We start from the raw sequence: 21,280 nt of genomic DNA on the forward strand, positions 1-21,280 counted from the left end.
ATCATTGATTGAATCCTTAGAAGTTTTAGCTGATCCTTTAATTCGCAATCGTCTAAAAACGCTATACTCAAATTCAGACATTGAACATTTTTCTTCTGAATGTGAGCAGTATCTAAAACTAATTCGAGTATCACTTCCCGATAACCTTCAACATACCCTATTTCTTTATGAAGATGCCTTAACTTCATTACAAACTGTTTTGGAAAGAAAAATATATCTACGAGGGTTTAAAGACGCATTATTACTTTTTAATGAATTACATATTCAATTAAAATAAGGGCCCTGCGGCCCTCTTCTTTTTATTTTTTTATCCTTATTGTAACGTTTTTGTATTCAAAACGCGATTTGACCTTAGGTAGCTTATATTTTACATCGGGTCGTATGTTGTCAGATTCATTACATCTAATAACCAAGGGGCAAAGTCCGCGATTGCATTTACGAACCCGAAAGGCGCGACTAAGGGCCTAGTTAAAGAACTCCAATGTTCGCCCTTGGACAATTATCCCGATGCGTGAATATTTTGTGATGTAACGTAAGAACTTTCCGCGAAATGCATACTAAACTTTATTCTTTTTTATTGTTTCAAGCATCGTATACGTTGACTCCCAATTTATCCTTTCAAAATATAAACCGGATGACATATCCTTGTTGATCTTATCTATGTATGAGTCAAGCCAGTAAAAGAATTCCCATTTTCCATTAAATAGAAATTTTAATATTTTAAATTTAATGCGTAATTCAATTTCAATTCTATAACCTTCGAAACGAAAAAAACTACCACTTCTATCTATCTCAGGGCATAAATAATGCTCAATAAATCCGTCTGGCGGATAGTAACTATCCTCCTCAAATTTTACAAAAATATCAAAATCGAATCTATCAGTTGCTATTCGAATTGTATTCTTATCAATTCTTTTTACTTTACTATTTCTAGGTAAAACTAAATCAAATCGATTGAACCTTGCCCCATCCTTACCAGATGCAAATACCGTTTCACCAATCTTGATAACTACCTTTTTGCCATTTACGACATATTCCTTAGGTGGTTCTTCTACTTTATGTTTTTGAATTTCAAATGAGGCTCTTTCTTCCATTGGTTTTGAAAACAAATTTAAAAATCGATTCTGGAATAGTACTTCGGGTATTTCATTTCGTCCTATTTCTTTAAGGTATTTCTGATTATATCTGTCATCATTAAAATAATCCGATAAATGCTTTGACAACTCTTCGATAATAAAATACTCAACAAGCTCACCAATAACAATTCTGGACTTACTTATTCTACCATGTATCCAATCACCTACTGTGTGGAAACAACCTAATGGTTCACGATCCCAAACTGCCATTATATCTTTATCCTCTGATATTGCAGCTTCTAAATATTCATTAATTTTTTTTGAAAACTTATACCTATCAATATCCAGAAGCTTATTTTCAGTTCTATCATGAATGATAAAACTTTCAATAGAAATAATCTTCTTCAAGCTCTTCAATACGAACCAAATAAGGTAGCATAACACGAGTAATGAAACAACGCCTCCAAGCCAAAAGCCCGTCTGTGCTTTAAAACCATTGGTTAAGGTTACACTCCCAGCAATGATATTAAGTCCAAAAGATAATAAAATGGTAATACATATAAATCGGATTACATTTCCACGATCATTTAACATTTCATTAAGATAATTTTTTCTGTTTTTCATCATCGAATGCCCTCATTTATTTAATGTTTGCTCTTATGTACATAACGTTCTAGTATTCACGAATCACAGAACCTTAAGCCCCAATTGGGCCACTGCGACGCGGTTAGCTGAGCTGCCCAACTGTTAAAGCTCCCTCGAAATGCCTCTTGGAACGAGAGCCGAACGGGCCTGGCTTGAATACAGTGTTATACGAAATGAAACTTCCTTGAAACGCATATACCAGTAAGACGATCACTTTAACCGTGGTTAAATAAAATGATCGTCTTACTAATTAGTACTTATTACTTTTCACTGTGTACAATATAGTGTCTTTAATAGTTGAAATAATATTGGTGATTGCTTTTTCTGACACAAAAAATTTCCATAACCCAAGCTTGTTAATCGACTGTTCTTCTAACCAATAACGTGCTCCATAAACGATATTACCGTTTGGCCACTGGTTCGCAGTTTCAAATATAGAGCAAGAGAACCAAGCCAAGTGATTACATAATATGAATAGTCAATTTCAAACACTTCTATACCCCAATATTTGGTTTTTAATATCTTTATAATAACCAGTTCAACATTTTTCTACAAGGATCATTTCGCATAAGGTTCTTGTGTTCACAACATCCGGTCCCCTTAGATAACTCTTATCTCAGGGGACTGGATGTGTCCGTAGCTCACACATCTTCGAATCGGCGTCTGAAACAAGAGAGCAAATGCCTGATGCATGAACAATTTGTTATAAGATGCCCCTGCCTTCGAAGCATTTATCATAAAATCATATTAATAGTCATATCTAGTTAGATATAGAATTAAATCATTCAAATATATCTCTCTTCTTTGTAACCAATCACAAATCAATCCTTCGAGTTCAAAGCTTTCATAAAAATCATCACACAAGTAAATACCCGTTTCAAAATTAGAACCATAGAAACTTACATTAGCAACCAATCTATTACCAGGAATTTTTGATATTATTATTTTATGTGACTCTTTTGGAAAAGATAGATTATGAAATAGCTCCCCCTCAGTTTTTCGATCAATTAAGAATGCAAACTCATTATTCCCCCCTCCGACAATCCAATTTCTTAATGGGTCAAAACGATCATGAAGAATAAATTCTTGTCCTTTCAAGCTTGCTAAGAAATTAAAAGATATTTTCGCACATGTTCTAAAATAGTTATTAATATCAAAGCCTATCTTCTGTTTTACAAATTGTTGAGCTTGATTTTTCTCAGGTTCCAAATTAGCATCTGGTCTTTGTTCACTAACTTCTTTTACAAAGTCTATTAATTTGTTCCTTTGTATTTTTTTCCTACTCCCTAAGTACCATTTTTTATTAAAGTACCCTAATAATAACTCGTGCTCATCAAATTTATCATCAAAAAATTCATAATAACTTCCCGAAAAACTATTTAAGGCATCATAAAAAACATTTAGCTGCATTGAATATTCCCCATCTTCTGGATTTAAACTTATACGCCCTAATCCACTTTCTTGAAAAAGAATCTGGGGTATTAAATAAGGTTTACCTAGTTTGATATAGCCAAAATGAATTGCCTTTTCGGAAGGCAATGTCGATTCCATTAAAGTTATGTTGGACTTAGTTGCAGATTTTTCAGATAAGTTACCTCTTTTACCAGGACCTTGAAACATACGGGGTAAGGAGATAATAGAATTTCTCATAAAATCCAACTCAATTTTAGAAAAAATGTCTGTGTTAAATTGATCACTTACATATCCTCGTGGTAATTTCTGAATACCACCAATTCCAGCTGGAAATATATGCTCTTCGGATTTATATGTAAGATCGATTTTACTTTGTTTAAGATATATACATCTTTCCACTTTCTTACCTCCTTTAGATTTTGCTGATTTTACTGGGATTTCTTATAGCTCCTTTTTAGCAAACTTCACTAACACGCAACAGGGAAGTCCTTCATGCCCTTAATCCCAAACGTCCCAACCCCATCCATCATTACCCAAGATTATAGCCCATTTGTAAAATCAAGGAAACGACAAAAAGAGCCTAACTACACCATTGTAGTTAGGCTCTTTAAGCCTCTCATTCCCTCACCATATCCAGACTCACCCAAAACGTCCCTCAATCCTTCCCCTTGCCCACTCCCAGCACCTCGGTCGTCCATTTATTAATCAACCGCTCGCGGTTTTGGCCGGCCCAGTCGAGGTCGTAGGGGATGACGTTCAGCTTCTCCAGCGGGATCGCTTCCTCGGGCGCGACGGCGTCGCGGTTGGTGAGCTGCTGGTAGTTGCCGACCTGCTTGCCGAGCTCCTGGGCTTGCTTGGTCAGCGCCCAGTCGACGAATTGGCGGGCTTCCTCCTGGTGCGGGCCGCCCTTGATGATGCCGACGGCGCCGATCTCGTAGCCCGTGCCTTCGGTCGGGAAGCCGATGATGAGGTTTTGGAAGCCTTCTTTGTAGAACTTCAGCGCATCATGGGAGAACATGACGGCGGTCCCGACTTCTCCCATGCCTACGGTACGTCCGGGAACACTGCCGGAGGTGGTGTAGATGACATTCTGCTGATGCAGCTGGCGCAAGTAGTCAAAAGCCTTGTCTTCGCCGAACAGCTGCACCAGCGTAGCCAACGTGGTGTAGGCTGTCCCAGAGGAACGGGGATCAGCCATGGAGATCATGCCCCGGTATTCCGGCTTCAGCAGATCCTCCCACGACTGCGGAGCCTGCAGCCCGACCTCCTGCAGCCAGGTCTTGTTAGAGACGAAGGCGATCGAGCCTACGTAAATGCCCGTCCAATACCCTTCCGGGTCGCGATATTCCTGAGGAATGGCTTCGACATTTTTAGAAACATACGGCTCCAGGAGACCTTCGGCCTTGGCCTGGATGAACGTATCTGCCGGCCCGCCAAACCAGATGCTGGCCTTGGGTGAATTGCGCTCTGCCCTAATCCTCGACAAAATCTCTCCGTTCGACATCCTGACGTAATTCACCTTGATACCGGTTTGTTTCTGAAAGGTCTCGATCGCCTTAATCGCATGGTCTTCGTACAGTCCGGCATATACCGTCAGCGTTCCCGAACTCTCCTTGCCGCAGGCGGACAGAAATAATGACATCAGCAGGGAGAGCAGCAAACCGCCTATGGCTATTTTTTTCATGCAATCCCCTTCTTTCTGTGGCATGATGTCAACGATTCTAGATGCAGGCTGAAGTTAAATTACATGAAGGGCGTCCTCCGCAAACTGCAGCGATACAGAGGTGCCAACCGAGTAGACCTTCTCCTGGATCGGGTTGTGCTCGGTAATCTGGAACAGCTGGCCGTCGAACATTACTTCGTATTCCTGCGTTTGCCCCATGAACACGCTTTTCTTCACGACGCCCTGGTGCTGCGAGCCTTTGGCCAAAGAGACGGCTTCAGGGCGAATCACCACAGTCACCTTGTCACCCGTTTTGTATCCGTCACGGCGAATCCGCAGCACTCCCGAAGATGTCTCCACGAGCAGCCTGCCGTCTTCCAAGCCCTTAACTGTGCCTTCCATAAAGTTGGCAGTTCCGATGAAATCGGCGACGAACCTCGTCTTCGGACGCTGGTAAATCTCCATTGGCGTACCAACCTGCTCGATCTTTCCTTTATTCATGACGATGACCTTATCGCTCATGCTCATCGCTTCGCTCTGGTCATGCGTAACGTACACGGCGGTGATGCCGATCTGCTGCTGAATGCGGCGGATTTCATCCCGCATCACAAGGCGCAGCTTCGCGTCGAGGTTGGACAGCGGCTCATCGAACAGCAGCACGCCCGGCTCCATGACGAGCGCCCGGGCCAACGCGACCCGCTGCTGCTGACCGCCCGACAGCTGGTTCGGCATCCGATCCCGATAATCCTGTAGATTCATTATATCCAAGACGGATTCAACTTTCGAGCTAATTTCCGGCTTGGTCATTTTTTTGATCTTGAGCCCGTAGGCAATGTTGTCGAATACGTTCAGATGCGGGAACAAGGCGTAAGATTGGAACACCATCGTGCAGTCCCTTTTGTTCGGTGGAATCTGATCCACCGCTTCGTCCCCGAAGTAAATATGCCCCTCGGTGATGTCCTCGAATCCGGCGATCATGCGCAGTGTGGTCGTTTTGCCGCAGCCGGACGGGCCGAGGAGAGTTACGAACTCTCCCTGCCCGATCTCCAGGTTGACCCCGGTGACCGCGTAGGATTTCTCGCCTTTATCGTTCATGAAGGCTTTGGATATATTTTTAAGTGTGACTGATTTAGCCATATTAACATACCTCCTTAAGGATGAACCCAATCGGCAATGGCGAGCATAGCCGCGAAGTAGGATAAGGGGCCGAGTGATCGACCCTAACCCTCCCCCTCCCCTCATCAAGCAGACCGCTCTTTGCCGCCCATCCATTTCACAAGCAAGTTTAACAAGATGAGCGCCACGACCATGATCAGGATCAGGATCGTACAATAGGCGCTGGCGACGCCGATCCGGCCCGCCTCGACCTGCGCCAGAATCGACGCGGTAATGAGGTTGTACTTGGCCGAGATGAGGAAAATAACGGCGCTCATCGCGGTCATGCTCTTGACGAAGCTGTTTACAAGACCGCTGAAGAAGGCGGATTTGATCAGCGGCAGCACGACGCTCGTGAACACTTTAGATCCACTCGCTCCCAGATTCGTCGCGGCCTCCTCGATGCTCGGATCGATTTGCTGCAGGGCGGCTACCCCGGAGCGAATGCCCACCGGCATGGAGCGTACAACGAATGCGGCGACGATAATAATCCCTGTGCCGGTCAGTGCTAATGGCGCTTTGTTGAAAGCGAGAATATACCCGATCCCGATAACCGTACCCGGCACCGCAATCGACAGCATACTGATGACTTCCAGCGCTCTTTTGCCGAAAAACCGTTTGCGGACGATCAGGAAAGCGATAATCATGCCCAGCAATCCCGCGATCGGCGTCGCGACGATGGCAAGCATCAGCGTATCCTTGATTGCCTTCTGTCCTATAGAGAATACATATTTGTAATGATCCAGCGTCAGGCTGTTGTTAATGCCCCACAGCTTGATGAACGAACCGATCGGTACGAGTGCATAGAACGCGATAACAGCAAGCGACATGATCATACAAAATGTGAATAGTCCATGTTTAATAGCCCCGGACTCTATCATTCTCCGCTGTCCGGTAGGCTTGCCCGTTACAGTAACATAGCTTTTCTTGCCAACCCAGAAGTTTTGCAAAATATAGACGATAATCGTGACCGTCAGCAGTACCATCGCCAAAGCGGCACCAGCCTGCAAGTTATAGCTTCCGACCGCCTGCAAGTAGATCTCTCTCGCAACCGTGGAGTAGTTCCCCCCGATCGTCATCGGGTTCCCGAAGTCAGCAAGCGATTGAACGAACACGAGCAGGAACGCGTTGGCGATTCCCGGCACGGACAGCGGCAGCGTGACGCTAAGGAACGTCTTCAGCCGGCTGGCCCCCATGTTCTGGCTGGCCTCTTCCAGAGAAGGGCTAATGGAACGCAGCAGCCCGGACAACGTCAGGAAGGCAATCGGGAAAAAAGATAGCGTCTGAACAAGCACCAGGCCGTGCAGCCCGTAAATATTCGCATTTTCAAGACCTAGCAAATTCTTGGTGATCAGCCCCTGCTTTCCGAGAAGCAGCATGGCGGATAGTGCAATGACAAACGGCGGTGAAATGACCGGCAAAATGGCAATGCCGTTAAAGAGCTTTTTGAACGGTACCTTTACATAAGCGAACGTGTAGGCAAAAACATACGCAATCGCTGTGGACAACGTCGCCGTCAGAACGGCCAGCACCAGGGAGTTGACCAGGGCGTGGAATAACCCGCCCCCGGACAGAACTCTTACATATCCCTCTAGTCCAACTTCGCCGGTAGACCCGACGAAGCTGGATTTTGCAATTTGGAATAATGGATAGACGATAAATACGAGTAAGCAGAGCATGACCAACACGATGAGAATCGGCAGGAGCGGCTCGCGCTTGAATCTCTTGAACATGGCGCTCATTCAAGCTCTCTCCTCTCTGAATATCAAACTGATAGTTATTTCTTTACCTCGACACTCCATTTGTCGATCAAGCGTTGACGCTCTTTCCCAGCTTCAACGACGTCGTAGTCGATCGTGTTGATTTCGGACAGATTGACGGCTTGCTCTGGACCTACCGCATCCGGGTTCGTCACGTTTTGGAAGCTGCCCACGGTTTTACCCAGCTCTTGAGCTGCTGGTGACAACGCCCAATCCACGAATTTCTGAGCCAGCTCTTCTTTTTTCGTATTTTTGATAATGCCAATCGATCCTGTCTCATAACCTGTTCCGTCTTCAGGAATCGTCATTACCAGGCTGTCGAAGCCTTCTTCTTGGTACTTGATAATGTCATGCGCGAACAGGATGCCTACGCCAGCTTCACCCATACCGACCATCCGGCCTGGTGCTGCGCCGCTTGTCGTATATTGTTGTACTTGCGGGTGCAGTTTGCTGAGGTACTCGAAGCCTTTTTCTTCACTGCCCATAACTTTCAGTACGGTATACATCGCGGTGTAAGCTGTACCGGAGGAAGCAGGGTCCGCCATGACGACTTCGCCTTTAAACGCCGGGTTGAGCAGGTCTTCCCATGTCTTCGGAGCTTCTAAGCCCTTTTTCGCCAAAAACTCCTTATTAGAGGCAAAACCGACCGCTCCTACATATACGCCCGTCCAGTTGCCGTCCGGATCTTTATATTTCGCGTCGATCTTCTCAGCTACCGGCGATTTATACGGCTGCAGCAGCCCTTCCGTCGTAGCTTGCACGAACGTGTCCGCTGGTCCGCCGTACCACACATCGGCTTGCGGGTTGCCTTGCTCGGCCCGGACCTTCGCGAGGATTTCGCCTGCTGACATCCGGATCATGCTTGCTTCAATGCCTGTATCTTCCGTAAACTTCTTGATCGCAGCTACCGCATGGTCTTCCTGGAATCCGATGTATACCGTCAGCTTGCCTTGCGGCTTCGCTGGTTCGGCATCCTTGCCTCCGCCATTCGCAGGTGCGGCGCTGTTGCCGCCCGTAGATCCGCAGCCCGTGAAGAGCAAGGCGGCCATCGTCAGCGCGGTGATCGAGCTCATCCATTTTTTCATACCCATAATTGTAAATCCCCCTTTGTTGTTTATGGCTTAATTATATTGGTCGCGCTTACAATACTGTGAGTCCAAGTCTCTGCCACTTCTTCCGGCAAAAAAATAGACACCAAAAAAGCCTGACCCCACTTCACTTAAGAAATGGAATCAGGCTTCCTAATGACCGCCCTTGATCTGCGTCACTTGAACCAACTAAACAGCTCATGCACGAGCACCCCGATCACCGAGAAGTCGCTGTCGGCAAAAGTCGCGCGCAAATAGCCCAGATTCGACAACAATGGTATAAGAACAGTCGGCAGCATCGTAATCGCAAACCCGTGGATTAACGACGATACGATCAGCCCCTTGCGCCCGCCGATTTTATAAGCGATGACGCCAGCGGCCCCGCCGGAGAAGAAATGCGGGATTACCCCGGGAATGATGACGGTATACTGCACCTGCAGGAGCACGACCATCGCCACCAGCCCTCCGGTGAAGCTGAGCAGGAATCCGATCATCGCTGCAAACGGCGAGAACTTGAACAGCACCGGACAATCCAGCGCAGGAATCGCGCCCGGCACGACCCGGTCGGCAATCCCTTTGAAGGCGGGTACAATTTCCGACAGCAGCATGCGAACCCCCGCCAGAATAACGTAGCAGCCCCCCGCGAACCAGGTCGCCTGAATTAAGGACACGACCAGAATATGCCGCCCCGAGAACATCTCTTGAATTCCGCCGGGCGAGATGAACAATCCCGAGAAGAGAAACAGCACGAAAGTAAACACCGTAATGACGACCATATGATCCTGGAAAAAAGAGCGCAGTTTCTGCAGCCCCTTCGACTCCGGCGGCTCCGGCCCTTTTTTGAACCAGGAAGCGACGAACCCGCTCAGCACATAGCCGACACTGTTGAAGTGCCCCATCGCAAAATCATCGTTCCCCGTGACCCGCCGCACATACGGCTGCGTGATCAGCGGAGCAAAGGACATGCTGAAGGCCAGCACGATTCCCCCCGCGACCATCACCTGCCATAGCGGCATTGACATCGATACCAGCACCCCCGCCAGCAGCGAAGCCATGAACAGCATATGGTGCCCGGTCAGAAAAATATATTTAATCCGCGTAAAACGGGCGATCATCAGGTGGACGATCATGCCGACCAGCATAATGAGCGCAATTTCCTCGCCATAATTGATTTGCGCCAGCGCGGTAATCGTCTCATTATGGGGAATGATCCCAATAATCTGGAAGCCCTTCTGGATGACCGCCGATAAATTGGAAAGGGAAGACCCGGCGGCGTTCGCCCCGATTTGCAGTAACGTGTATCCGAGCATCGTCTTGATCGTGCCGTGGATCAGCCTTTGGAACGGCTGCTTCTGCAGCAGCAATCCGACGAACGCGATTAACCCGAGCAGCAGGGCAGGTTCCCCGAGCAGCCCTTTGCTGATCATTTGCGTTGCGTTCATGGGCAACCCCCGCTTTTGTCATATTTGTCTTTGTCTATGTCTGTATAGGAAGTCAAAAAAACATCTTTTGATCACGAAGTACTTCAAGAAGTGAATTCGACATCGAATCTTGAATTCAGTCGAACTGAGCCTATGCTTTCGAAGCATGTTGCCGAAGGAAACATTTTAGGTGCTCACGTAGGCTTCTCCTACGCTCCACTCCTCAGTTTCACCTTCATCCAACCTTCTTGGTGCTGAAAATCTGTTTTTTTTGACCTATAAAAATATAAATGCCTACATGGCCAGCCACTGCTTAAACGTCTCGTTGTCCAGCAGCCGCGATTTCAAGTACTGGCGGTTCGTAATATCGTCCAGACCAATGATCTCGACATCCTGGGCGAGCTGCAGCGATTCCATAACATAATTGGAGCCTATGATCAGATCCGCATCGAAAGTCTCGACCGACGAAATGTCCGTATGCTCGACCCAGGCCTTCAGCCCCCACTCCCGCAGGAGCGCCTCCACGTTCAGCCGGATCATCAGGCTGGTGCCGAGCCCGCTGTTGCAAGCTACAATGATTTTTTTCATAAGCTCTCCTTCTCCCGCAGTTTTTGCCATATCGTCCGGGCATCCTGCGCATGCCGCAATTCCGCCATGAACGCTTCATCGTTCAGCGCATCCAGCAGCGTTCCCAGCGCGGCAACATGCCGCTCCTTATCCACCGCCGCCAGCGTGATCATCAGCCAGACCGGCTGACCGGACGGCCCGAATGCCAGCTCCTCGCGGAAGGTCATCACGCTAAAGCCCGTGCGCTTCACGCACTCCGGCATGTACACGTGGGGAAAAGCCACCCCCGCGCGGATAATAAACGGATGCTTGTTGGATTGAATGATCTCGATCAGCTTATCCGCATACTTGGCGTCCGTGACGCCGCGATCCATAAGCAGTCGGTTCCCCTCACGCACCGCATTCTCCCACTGCATCGCCTCAGCCCCAAGCTGGATCGATTCCGGCGGCAGCAGTGCGGTCAAGCTGTAATCATTCTCCTGCTGTTCCCCCGGCCGGCTTCCGCCCTGGAACAAATGCAGCAGCTCCTCCAGAAGCCGATTCCGGTTATGGATATGTGCATTCCGCTCCACCACCTGAAAAATATCGTTCACCGCCTGCACCGCCGCCGCAGCCGCAGCCGACTCACCCGAAGGCGCCACGCCGAGAAAGCCCGTGATCTGCTTCTGATCCTGCTGATCTAGCAGCGGCGATACTTTGATCCACGGCACCTGCAGGGCTTGGCTGATCTCCATCGTGCTGAGGATCGCATCCGCCGCCTGCAAAGTAATCTCCGCCGATTCCTTATACGAATAAGTACCCACAATATCAACCTGCGGAAAAATCGCCGCCACCCGCCGCTTCAGCATCGCCGAAGTGCCGAGCCCCGAGCCGCATACGATCGCCACGCGCTTGCGCACCGGGGCCTTCGGCGGGATCAGCCCGCTGCCGATATGGAACATGATGTAGCCGACCTCGTCCCGGTCGAACACGACCGACCACGGCTCCATCACTTCGTTGACGACCCGCTCCAGTAAATTGAGCAGCAAACCATACTGCGCCTCAAGCTGTTCCATCAGCGGATTCTTGGACTGCAGGCCGAACTTCGCCCGGTAAATGGCCGGTTTCAAATGGATGACCAAGCCCTGCACGATCTGGTCGATCATTTGCAGCGGGCGGCCCAGCTCCTGCTCAGTACGCAGGATGATCTGCTTGGCGAGATCGGCGATGATCAGCTCTTCGGCCGGCAGGCTCTGTTTCTGCGCGCCCAGAATATGTTGCGTAATATAGCCGATCTCCGAAGCGGGCAGCTTCACGCCAAAATGCTGCTCAATCTGCGGCACGACCTCAGCTGCGACGAGCTCATACACCTCATGGCTCTGCAGCTCGGACAACGACTCGTGGTCCATCTCGATCGCATGCGTGCCCTTCAGCCGCTCCATCGCCATCAGCAGATGCAGAATGAGCGTAGAGTAACCCGCGTCCGTAAACTGTACGCCCATCTTCTCCTCAAGCCGTTGAATCGTATCGAACAGCATCGCCGCATCCTCTGTCTCGAACCAGTCCTTCCACGGCGTCATCGGCGAATACGCATCTCCCCGCTGATCGAGGATATAGCGCAGCAGCTTATCGTCCGTAATCTCGGAGCGAAGCAGGTTCAAATACGCTCTGCGCCTGCGCTTCTCCGAGCCTTCGATATGCAGCTGGCCGCGATCCCGTACCAGTACCAGCTCCCAGCTCAGGAGCCGCTGCTTGATTTCGGTCAAATCCTGCAGCAGCGTATTTTTGCTGATGCCGAACTCCTCCATGACCGCCTTCACCGACAACTTGGTCTCTTGGAGCAGTTGCTTCAGCAGCAGGCTGATCCGCTGCTCGGCATCCATATAATCCGGCCGCTCGCCCATTTGCACCGCAAGCTGCTCCGACTGGCCAGTCTCCAGCCGCAGACGAACGCCGGCAGAGCGGTCGCGATCCAGGCGCACGCCCCGCGCGCGAAGCCAGTCCTCCAGCTGCAGCAAATCGCCCCGCACCGTCCGCAGGGATATCCCGTATTCATCAGCCAGCTGCTGCAAAGGGATATATTGGTCACTCTCCATCAACTGCTTGACCATTCGCTGTTGTCTGCTAGATATCATAATGTCACCCGATCATTCATAGTTTTGTATGCGTTATCATAACTAGATTATTACACATTTAAAATGCAAGATATAGATCATTCATGGAAAAAAAGACGCACGCCCCCCGCAGAGCGCCCGTCTGATCTTCACGTTTATTCCCGTTCCCGGCTCCGTCACCGTCCATTTGGCTCTCGTATGCTTAATTCCCCACCCGCGCTTCGATATCCTCAGCCAGCAGCCGCTCCTGCCTGGAGATGGCTTCCTCATCCGCAGCGCTGCGGTAAATCGCGCTTAAGCGGTCCTGATTTTGTTTCACTTCGGCCAAGTAGGAAATGGCGATTTGCATCGATGTAGTGTAGCGGGATCTGACCTCGGCGATCTCCTCGGCATGCTTCTCATCCGTGTACGGGGCGATAGCCAGCTCGTAAATATCGAGAATGCTGTCCCCGTCGCGCAGCGGAAAATGCTCATGCGGCGCCGTACTGTCGAAGATCGCTACGCCGAGCGAGCGAAACACGAGCATATCTAGGCTGTTCGGATCGAAGCCGCAGTGGTACACCTCAGTATCGATGCCGCGCTCCGCCGCGGTGGCTGCGATCTTTTTGAACAAGGTCGATTTTCCTGATCCGGGTCGGCCCTTCACGAAAATTCTCGTCGGTACATCCTCCGTCAAATTGAGCACGAAATCAACCGCTCCCCGCCAGGTTGCCGCGCCCAGAAAACGCCGGGTCACCGTGCCAGGCTCTTGGCTGCCTGCGTCTGCGCCTAACCCTGCACCCGCACCCGCACCTGTGTCTACGCCTTCCCCCGCAGCCTGCCCATAACCGTCTCCCTCTACCGCAACGAGATACTGATCGGCCCAATCGACGGCCAGCTGATTCATGAAGGCTCGATCCAGGGTATCGATGTAGATTTTCTCCCAGTCGTCGTGAATGCGCAATGTGCGTTGAAAAGTCTCATACGCTTTCGTGTAATCCTCCGCTATATTGTGCTCCAGCGCGGCAATATGCTCCCGGTGATCCGCCAATCGCTCCCCGCTGGGGTCGCTCCCGAAATCAAAACGGCGCACCTCGATGCCTTCCGGACTTCCTTCCTTCGGCCACGCTTGGTCAGCGATCAGTCCAATCCGGGCGTCCTCGATGATGATCCCTTCCAGTAAATCGCTTTGCAGCGGCTGGTGAATCAAATGCAGATTCCAATCTCTGCGACCCCACCCGTTCGCCAGCCGGGCCAGAATCGTGCCGATCTCCTGCGAGTCGCCCTCCAGCACATATACCGCATCCAATTTATAATAGATAGAATCCACCAAACTGACCAAGCCTTCGGCCGTATTGCCCCGCGCAAAATAGTGACGTTCTCTTCCTGCCATCTCGTTATGCTCCCTTCCCTAACCTTCGAGTTTAAAGTGATGCTACACCCTATGCGGTGGAGTTCCGCCGTGTGTTTAGCCTATGCCCGAATAGGGAAGTTCATCCATGGAATGGTCAAAATAGTCCATAGGACGAGTAGCTGCTGCTGAGGATTAGCCGGGGAATGCGTTGAGGGACTCGAGGGCCCAGCGGACTTTGTGGAGCCTGGGGACTTTGCGGGATTTTCGGGGCTTGGGGGCTTGGGGGCTTGGGGGCTTGGGGGCTTGCGGGGCTTGCGGGGCTTGCTACTCTTGCAGAACTTGCGGGGCTTGCGGGGCTTGCTACTTTTGCAGACCTTGCGGGTCTATCCGCCCGCCTGATACAAGGCCAATGCTAAATCTGCAGCCACTGATGCAAATCCACGACCGAACGAAGCGCGTACTCCTTCGCCACCGGCTTGCCCTGCTCCAGCAAAACCAGGCACGGCACGCTCGTAATTTGCCAATCATTCCGCAGCCGGGGCGCGAAGTTGATATTCAGCTTCGATACAGGCATCATGTTGCCGCCCGATTGCAGAGCGATGTCCAGCATCGTCTCCCCCAGCTTGCACGTTCCGCACAAAGGCGTATATAGATATAAAGCTTCCTTGCCGATTCTGGCAATCGAAGCGTCCACGAATTCATTTTCTACAGCTTCACGGATCGTCATGCCGACGCCCCACTCCCATCTTTGCTAACTCTTTTACTCAAAAGGTACAGTCTATCTTATTTCCCAAACTGCTCGTTCTAACGAATAACTTAACTACTATAGCATATTTTCTGCTTTGTTCGTTCAGTAACTGGCTATACGCGGGGTAACTCCCGAATTTCTCTGCCCTTCCCCACCTTCTCTGCCGCTAGAATGCTGCAAAACTACATCATTTAGTGCCCCCATCTCCCCTAGAGCATAGATCTTCCCTAGAGCATGGATTGCTGCAAAAATACATCAATTGGCGCACCCACCTCTCCTAGAGCATGGATTACTGCAATTGTGCATCATTTTTTCGAAAATACGACCAATCTCAGCGAGTTGCTGGATTATTCCTGCACTTTTGCAGCAATGTGCTTTAAAACGCTCATACATAGAGAAATTTCCTGTATTTTTGCAGCAATCCTCCAGACAAACTCAGCATGTAGAACATAATAAGCCACCAGCACAGTAACCTATACAGTAGCCCAAGTAACCATTCATGGATCACCTTAGAAGCGGAATGTATTTTATACAGTTAGTTAAGCTCTTTTATCAAAAATACATGTGCTAAATGCAAAACATGCAGTTAGTTTGCCTGAATGGAGCTCATTCGTCGAAATAACTTAAAACTAAATGTAGGTTTTACAGTTAGTCCCCTTTAACACGGCCAAAACCGCTGATCTAACTGCATGAAATACATCTAGTCACCTTATGTCACCTTATCTTATCCTTATCTTATCCCTACCTTATCCCTACCTCATCCTTATCCGTACCTTATCCTTACCTTATCCTTACCTTATCCTTACCTTATCCCTATCTTATCCTGACCATCTAGGAACAGTTATAAATCAGTAGTTTCATTATATTGGAGAGAAAGACTCCAGTTCAATTAAGGGGCCGCGAGGCTTTTGGGACAGACTATTGCCCACCCCTGTTACGGTAGCTTCTTGGCGAGAGGCCGGTAATTCTCTTGAATACCCGGGAAAAATAAAACGTATCCTTATACCCTAAAGCCTCGCCGATTTCCTTCACCGTAAGCTCCGTATTCAGCAAAATATTTCTCGCCTCCGCGACCTTCAGCCGATGGAGGAACTCATTCAGCGGATAGCCGGAGTAATCGTGCACGATACGCCGGAGCGTAGATACGGAGATGTGATGCCGCGCAGCCATTTGCGCCGGCTCAAAAGGGGCGCGCAGCGACTGCGACAGATCCTCGATCACCTTCAGCACGAAGCGTTCCCGGTTGCCCGCCTCCCGGCGGTCCGATTGCGAGGCCACATCAAAAAGAAAGGATTCCAGCATGAGCGCAGCCCGGTCCAGATTGGTCGGTACCCCGCTGTCGATCAGCATGAACATCATCTCCATGCGATGGATGAGCGAGTCATCCAAGTCGGCTTTTTTCACCACACCTGGATTGGACAGCCACTGCTCCAGCCACTCCGCGACCCGGCCGCCATCAACGGTATAGTAGTACTCATCCCAATAACCGTCCGCATGAGGGCCATAGTTGAACACGGCGCCGGGAAAAAGACAAAACCAGCTGCCCGCCTCAACCTGCTGCATTTCCCCGCCCTCTACCTGGTAATAACCGCTTCCGCCGGTTATCATCACGAAGGCCCAATGTTTGAACTTCGCCTGGCTCCGCTGCAGCGTTCTTCCCGGCAAATGCCCGGCATTGACCAGGCGCAGGGATTGGACTTTTTGCCGGCTGGAATCCACCATCGGGTTGAAAATACGGATCGGATGCGAACTGATCATATAGTCCATGTATTTTGTCATCCTATGCATTCTCCCTCTAAAACAACTATGTTAAATTAGTTGTGCCTGAACAAATATGAATAAATATAACATATCTGTGTTGAAGCGTCCTGTCCGATCTACATCAATCCGCACAGATACAAGAAAGGGTGTAAGCGTACTTATGAGTGAGCTGAAAATCGGCCTTATCGGCACCGGATCGATCTCCGAATCCCATCTGCAAGCTTATCAAGCCAATCCGAAAGTGCAGCTGGTCGCTGTCTGTGATTTGAATGAGGACAGAGCGCGTGAAACCGCAAATAAATACCATATTCCTAACGTATACACCGATTACCGGGAACTGCTGGCCAGCCCGGAGGTGGATGCGGTCAGCATCTGCACCTGGAACAACTCTCATGCCGAAATCAGCATAGCCGCGCTGCAGGCGGGCAAGCATGTGCTCTGCGAGAAGCCGCTCTGCAAAACCGTTGACGAGGCGCTGCAAATCGAACAGGCCGTGCGCGAGAGCGGCAAGCTGCTCCAAGTCGGCTATGTTCGCCGCCATGCTTCGAATATCGCCGTGCTGAAGAAGTTTATCGATGCCGGCGACCTTGGCGAGATCTACTATGCCAAAGCCAGCCTGATCCGGCGTCTCGGCAACCCGGGCGGATGGTTCGCAGACCGCGCACGCTCCGGAGGCGGGCCGCTCATCGACATCGGCGTGCATGCCATTGACCTGTGCTGGTACCTCATGGGCAAGCCGAAGGTCAAATCCGTGAGCGGCAACACCTATCACAAGCTCGGCAACCGCTCGAACATCCAAAACTACGAGTTCTACCAGGCTGCCGATTACGATGCGGCGCATAACACGGTCGAGGACATGGCTAATGCCCTCATTCGCTTTGAGAACGGCGCCTCCCTCATGGTCGACGTCAGCTTTGCCCTGCACGCCAAGGAGAACTCTGCGCTGATCAACATTTACGGCGACAAGGGCGGTGCGGAGATCGAACCGGAATTATCGATCGTTACGGAGCGACATGACACGATCATTAACATCGCTCCGCAGATCAGCACGCCAGGCTTTGATTTCCAAGGCGCCTTCGACCGCGAAATCAACCATTTCGTCGACAGCTGCCTCGGCTTGACCGAAACGAACAGCCCGGTCGAGGACGGCGTGGAAATGATCAAAATCTTGAACGCGATTTATCAATCCGCCGCAGAAGGCCGCGAAATCCACTTCTAGGTCGACAATTTATCACGAAGCATCCCGAAGAGGCAGTCCGACATCGAAAGCAATTTAAAGGAGGCATGCAAAAATGAAATTGACCAATAAAATTGGAGTCATTGTAGATAGCTTTGGCGTTGGCGTGATGGAAGGGCTGAAGAAAGCGAAGGAAGTCGGCGCAGAAGGCGTGCAAATTTACGCCGTAGCTGGTGAGATGGATCCCGCCGCGCTGACACCGGCTAAACGCAAGGAGCTGCGCAGCTATATCGATGGGCTGGGACTGGAAATCTCTGCCCTTTGCGGCGATTTGGCCGGACACGGCTTCCAGGATGCAGACGCCAATCCCGAGAAAATCGAGAAGTCAAAGCGCATCCTCGACCTAGCCGTGGAGCTTGGAACCTCCGTCGTAACGACGCATATCGGCATCGTACCGGACGACAGGAACGGACGCATTTACAATGCAATGCAGGAGGCGTGCGAAGAGCTGGGCGTATACGCGAAGAGCATGAATGCTTATTTCGCCATCGAGACCGGCCCGGAGCCGGCAGCACATTTAAAAAGCTTCCTGGACACACTGAGCACGAACGGCGTCTCGGTCAACTTTGACCCGGCGAACATGGTCATGGTGACGGGTGATGATCCCGTGGAAGGCGTAAAGCTGCTCAAGGACTACCTCGTCCACACCCATGTCAAAGACGGACGCAGACTCCGCCCCGTCGATCCGAGAGATGTATACGGCTATCTTGGCTACGACGAAATGACTCACGAGAAAATCGCTAAGATGGCGTCCTCTGGAGCAGCCTTTGAGGAGCTGCCGCTGGGCGCAGGCACCGTCGATTTCCCGGCTTATTTCGCCGCACTGCAGGAAATCGGCTACAAGGGTTATTTGACAATTGAGCGTGAGGTCGGGGACAATCCTGCGGAGGATATCCGCAAGGCCGTAGAATTCATTCGCGCTTACCGGGGCTAACAACACAATGAGGGAAACTTACCTTACCAAACCTACCGAAAAGGAGTTATCCTTATGAAATTAGGAATCAGCTCTTATAGCTTATATCAAGTGATGCGCGACGGCAGCATGACCATTGGAGAGGTTATCGAATGGGTCGCCGGCATCGGCGCCAGCCATATCGAAATCGTGCCGGGCCTCGGCTTTGACTTTGAGGCCAATCCTGAATTGGAGGGGCAAATCAAAGAGAAAGCAGCTGCCGTAGGCATCGACATTTCCAACTATGCGATTGGAGCCAACTTCCTCACGGAAACGGAGGAGCAATACGAGACGGAAATCGCCCGCGTCATGAGCGAGGTGGACCGCGTCCATCGGCTGGGCGCGAAGCTGATGCGCCATGACGTGGCGTCCCGCCCGGATACCTCCATCGCCCGCTTCCATGAAGACCTGGACAGAATATCCACGGCCTGTCAGCGCATTGCCGACCATGCGAAGCAGTACGAGATCACGACAAGCGTGGAAAATCACGGCTACTACGTCCAAGCCAGCGATCGGGTGCAGACGCTCATCCATACGGTAAACCGTCCGAACTTCAAGACGACGCTGGACGTTGGCAACTTCGTCTGTGTGGACGAAAATCCGGTTGCCGCTGTAAAAAACAACCTGCCATACGCCTCCATGATTCATATCAAGGATTTCTACATCCGTCCATCCTATCACAATCCGGGCGAAGGCTGGTTCAGAAGCGCAAGCGGTGATTACCTGCGCGGAGCCATTGCCGGGCACGGCGATCTCGACTTATACGAGATTCTGCGTTTGATCAAGGCGTCCGGATACGATGGTTACATGTCTATCGAATATGAAGGCATGGAAGATTGCCGGCAAGGTACCAGAATCGCCTTCGACAACGTAACACGCATTTGGAACGAAGTTCACATTTAACGTAATTAACTTCCACATCACGCCACTTAAGCAGCAGCGGAACAACATACCTGTGAAAGCATCTAAACTGATCACAGATATGTTGCCGCTGCTGCTATAGTGGCTTTGTTACTCATAGCTAGATAGGAAATTCCTCCATTGGACTTGGCCGGTGTTTTTTTACTTCAGTGCATAAATGATTAATGATTAAAAGTATGGCAAACCCGGCTAAAGCTCTCTGCAATAATTTCGCAGCCCCGCTTCAAGTTCTCTATGCTGATCGTCAGCGGAGGCATGATCTTGATCACCGTATCATTTCGGCCGGCCCGCTCTAGAATAAGGCCATTCTTAAAGCAATTCGCCGTAATTTCCCTGGCGACCTCCTCGCCCAGATGAGAGACATCGATGCCCCAAATCATGCCGATGCCCCGGAACTTCAGATCCGCATCTAAAGGCGCGATCACATTTTGCAAATAATGCTTGATAAAAGCTTCTTTTTCCCGTACCTGCTCGCCCAGCCTCTCCGCCGACCTAAATTCCAGTGCCGCCTTGGCGGTAACGAAAGCGAGCTGATTTCCACGGAACGTTCCGTTATGCTCGCCCGGACTCCAGATGTCCAGCTCCGGTTTGATCAGCAGCAATGACATTGGCAGGCCGTATCCGCTGATCGATTTGGATAAAATGACGATGTCTGGCACGATCCCAGCGCGCTCGAATGAGAAGAACGGCCCCGTTCTGCCGCAGCCTACCTGGATATCATCGATGATTAACAGAATATCGTGCTCGTCGCATAGCTGACGCAGGCTTTGCAGCCACTCAATCTCGGCTACATGAATTCCGCCCTCTGCTTGTACGGTCTCCAATATGATCGCGGCCGGCTTGCCCACCCCGGAGTGCGTATCGGACAAAATATGCTCCATGTAACGAATCGTATCCAGCCCCTCAAATGACTGCCCATAAGGAATGAATGTCACATTGTTCAGCGGCATTCCCGCGCTTTCGCGCATCGAATTGCTGCTCGTGATCGACAGGCTTCCCAGGGACATCCCGTGAAATCCGCCCATAAAAGCGAAGACGCCAGTTCTGCCCTTGACCTTCCGGGCCAGCTTCAAAGCGGCCTCCACCGCATTCGTTCCCGTCGGACCGCAAAATTGCAGCTTATAATCCAATGACTGAGGCTTCAGAATATGCTCCGAGAATGAAACGATGAAATCTTCCTTCGCCTTCGTATACATATCGAGCCCATGCATAATCCGGTCCTGGGATACATATTCCATAATTTTCGACTTCATAAATTCATTGTTATGCCCGTAATTGAGCGCCCCAGCACCTGCAAAAAAATCGATATAGGCTTCTCCGGTGTCGGCATACAATTGTTCGCCCTTCGCTTTATCGAATACAACCGGGAAACTTCTGCAATACGACCTAACATTGGACTCCAGCATTTCGAACGTTTTCATCTTCCTTCATCCTCCTCATCAATTAT

At 50.2% G+C, this 21,280-nt stretch carries 18 protein-coding genes; 5 read left to right on the forward strand and 13 right to left on the reverse strand.

Annotated features, from left to right (window positions below):
• Positions 1-4: 4 nt before the first annotated feature.
• A complete protein-coding gene (locus tag ACYUJT_RS08835) occupies positions 5-277 on the forward strand; it encodes a hypothetical protein (protein WP_460320699.1) in 273 nt (90 codons plus the stop codon).
• Between the two features lie 280 nt (positions 278-557).
• Here ACYUJT_RS08835 and ACYUJT_RS08840 read toward each other — a convergent pair whose 3' ends face one another.
• From ACYUJT_RS08840 to ACYUJT_RS08885, 10 genes are all read right to left on the reverse strand, one after another.
• The gene (locus ACYUJT_RS08840; protein WP_460320702.1) at positions 558-1,703 is read right to left on the reverse strand and encodes a hypothetical protein; all 1,146 of its coding nucleotides are present in this window, start codon (positions 1,701-1,703) and stop codon (positions 558-560) included.
• Between the two features lie 765 nt (positions 1,704-2,468).
• The gene (locus ACYUJT_RS08845; protein WP_460320704.1) at positions 2,469-3,533 is read right to left on the reverse strand and encodes a hypothetical protein; all 1,065 of its coding nucleotides are present in this window, start codon (positions 3,531-3,533) and stop codon (positions 2,469-2,471) included.
• A 256-nt stretch (positions 3,534-3,789) separates the two neighbouring features.
• On the reverse strand, positions 3,790-4,842 hold the full coding sequence (locus ACYUJT_RS08850; protein ID WP_460320706.1) for an ABC transporter substrate-binding protein: 1,053 nt from the start codon (positions 4,840-4,842) through the stop codon (positions 3,790-3,792).
• 30 nt (positions 4,843-4,872) lie between these two features.
• Positions 4,873-5,934 carry an ABC transporter ATP-binding protein gene (locus ACYUJT_RS08855; RefSeq protein ID WP_460320709.1) on the reverse strand — a complete coding sequence of 354 codons (1,062 nt, stop codon included), beginning with the start codon at positions 5,932-5,934 and terminating at the stop codon, positions 4,873-4,875.
• Between the two features lie 104 nt (positions 5,935-6,038).
• Positions 6,039-7,694, reverse strand: coding sequence for an ABC transporter permease (locus tag ACYUJT_RS08860; RefSeq protein WP_460320712.1), 1,656 nt, complete (start codon positions 7,692-7,694; stop codon positions 6,039-6,041).
• A 35-nt stretch (positions 7,695-7,729) separates the two neighbouring features.
• Entirely contained in the window at positions 7,730-8,803 is a 1,074-nt protein-coding gene (locus ACYUJT_RS08865) for an ABC transporter substrate-binding protein (RefSeq protein ID WP_460320715.1), read from the reverse strand.
• A gap of 173 nt (positions 8,804-8,976) precedes the next feature.
• The gene (locus ACYUJT_RS08870; RefSeq protein WP_460320718.1) at positions 8,977-10,242 is read right to left on the reverse strand and encodes a PTS ascorbate transporter subunit IIC; all 1,266 of its coding nucleotides are present in this window, start codon (positions 10,240-10,242) and stop codon (positions 8,977-8,979) included.
• 273 nt (positions 10,243-10,515) lie between these two features.
• Positions 10,516-10,809 (reverse strand): PTS sugar transporter subunit IIB, encoded by a 294-nt coding sequence (locus ACYUJT_RS08875; RefSeq protein ID WP_460320720.1) that lies wholly within the window; start codon positions 10,807-10,809, stop codon positions 10,516-10,518.
• Positions 10,806-12,902 (reverse strand): BglG family transcription antiterminator, encoded by a 2,097-nt coding sequence (locus ACYUJT_RS08880; protein WP_460320723.1) that lies wholly within the window; start codon positions 12,900-12,902, stop codon positions 10,806-10,808. The genes ACYUJT_RS08875 and ACYUJT_RS08880 overlap by 4 nt, the downstream gene beginning before the upstream one ends.
• Before the next feature lie 181 nt (positions 12,903-13,083).
• Entirely contained in the window at positions 13,084-14,253 is a 1,170-nt protein-coding gene (locus ACYUJT_RS08885) for a hypothetical protein (RefSeq protein ID WP_460320725.1), read from the reverse strand.
• Positions 14,254-14,501: 248 nt separating this feature from the next.
• Here ACYUJT_RS08885 and ACYUJT_RS08890 point away from each other — a divergent pair, with 248 nt between their 5' ends.
• Complete coding sequence (locus tag ACYUJT_RS08890) at positions 14,502-14,630, forward strand: hypothetical protein (RefSeq protein WP_460320728.1); 129 nt, start codon at positions 14,502-14,504, stop codon at positions 14,628-14,630.
• Here ACYUJT_RS08890 and ACYUJT_RS08895 read toward each other — a convergent pair.
• Both ACYUJT_RS08895 and ACYUJT_RS08900 read right to left on the reverse strand, forming a co-directional pair.
• Complete coding sequence (locus tag ACYUJT_RS08895; protein WP_460320730.1) at positions 14,627-14,941, reverse strand: thioredoxin family protein; 315 nt, start codon at positions 14,939-14,941, stop codon at positions 14,627-14,629. The genes ACYUJT_RS08890 and ACYUJT_RS08895 overlap by 4 nt on opposite strands.
• A gap of 939 nt (positions 14,942-15,880) precedes the next feature.
• On the reverse strand, positions 15,881-16,741 hold the full coding sequence (locus ACYUJT_RS08900) for an AraC family transcriptional regulator (RefSeq protein ID WP_460320733.1): 861 nt from the start codon (positions 16,739-16,741) through the stop codon (positions 15,881-15,883).
• Between the two features lie 142 nt (positions 16,742-16,883).
• On the opposite strand from ACYUJT_RS08900, the gene ACYUJT_RS08905 reads away from it, so the two are divergent.
• From ACYUJT_RS08905 to ACYUJT_RS08915, 3 genes are all read left to right on the forward strand, one after another.
• A complete protein-coding gene (locus ACYUJT_RS08905; protein WP_460320735.1) occupies positions 16,884-17,942 on the forward strand; it encodes a Gfo/Idh/MocA family protein in 1,059 nt (352 codons plus the stop codon).
• Positions 17,943-18,015: 73 nt separating this feature from the next.
• Positions 18,016-18,894 carry a sugar phosphate isomerase/epimerase family protein gene (locus ACYUJT_RS08910; protein ID WP_460320737.1) on the forward strand — a complete coding sequence of 293 codons (879 nt, stop codon included), beginning with the start codon at positions 18,016-18,018 and terminating at the stop codon, positions 18,892-18,894.
• A 54-nt stretch (positions 18,895-18,948) separates the two neighbouring features.
• Positions 18,949-19,815 carry a sugar phosphate isomerase/epimerase family protein gene (locus tag ACYUJT_RS08915; protein WP_460320739.1) on the forward strand — a complete coding sequence of 289 codons (867 nt, stop codon included), beginning with the start codon at positions 18,949-18,951 and terminating at the stop codon, positions 19,813-19,815.
• 179 nt (positions 19,816-19,994) lie between these two features.
• Here ACYUJT_RS08915 and ectB read toward each other — a convergent pair whose 3' ends face one another.
• A complete protein-coding gene (gene ectB / locus ACYUJT_RS08920) occupies positions 19,995-21,254 on the reverse strand; it encodes a diaminobutyrate--2-oxoglutarate transaminase (RefSeq protein WP_460320741.1) in 1,260 nt (419 codons plus the stop codon).
• Positions 21,255-21,280: the final 26 nt, after the last annotated feature.

The organism is Paenibacillus sp. YSY-4.3 (assembly GCF_054767475.1).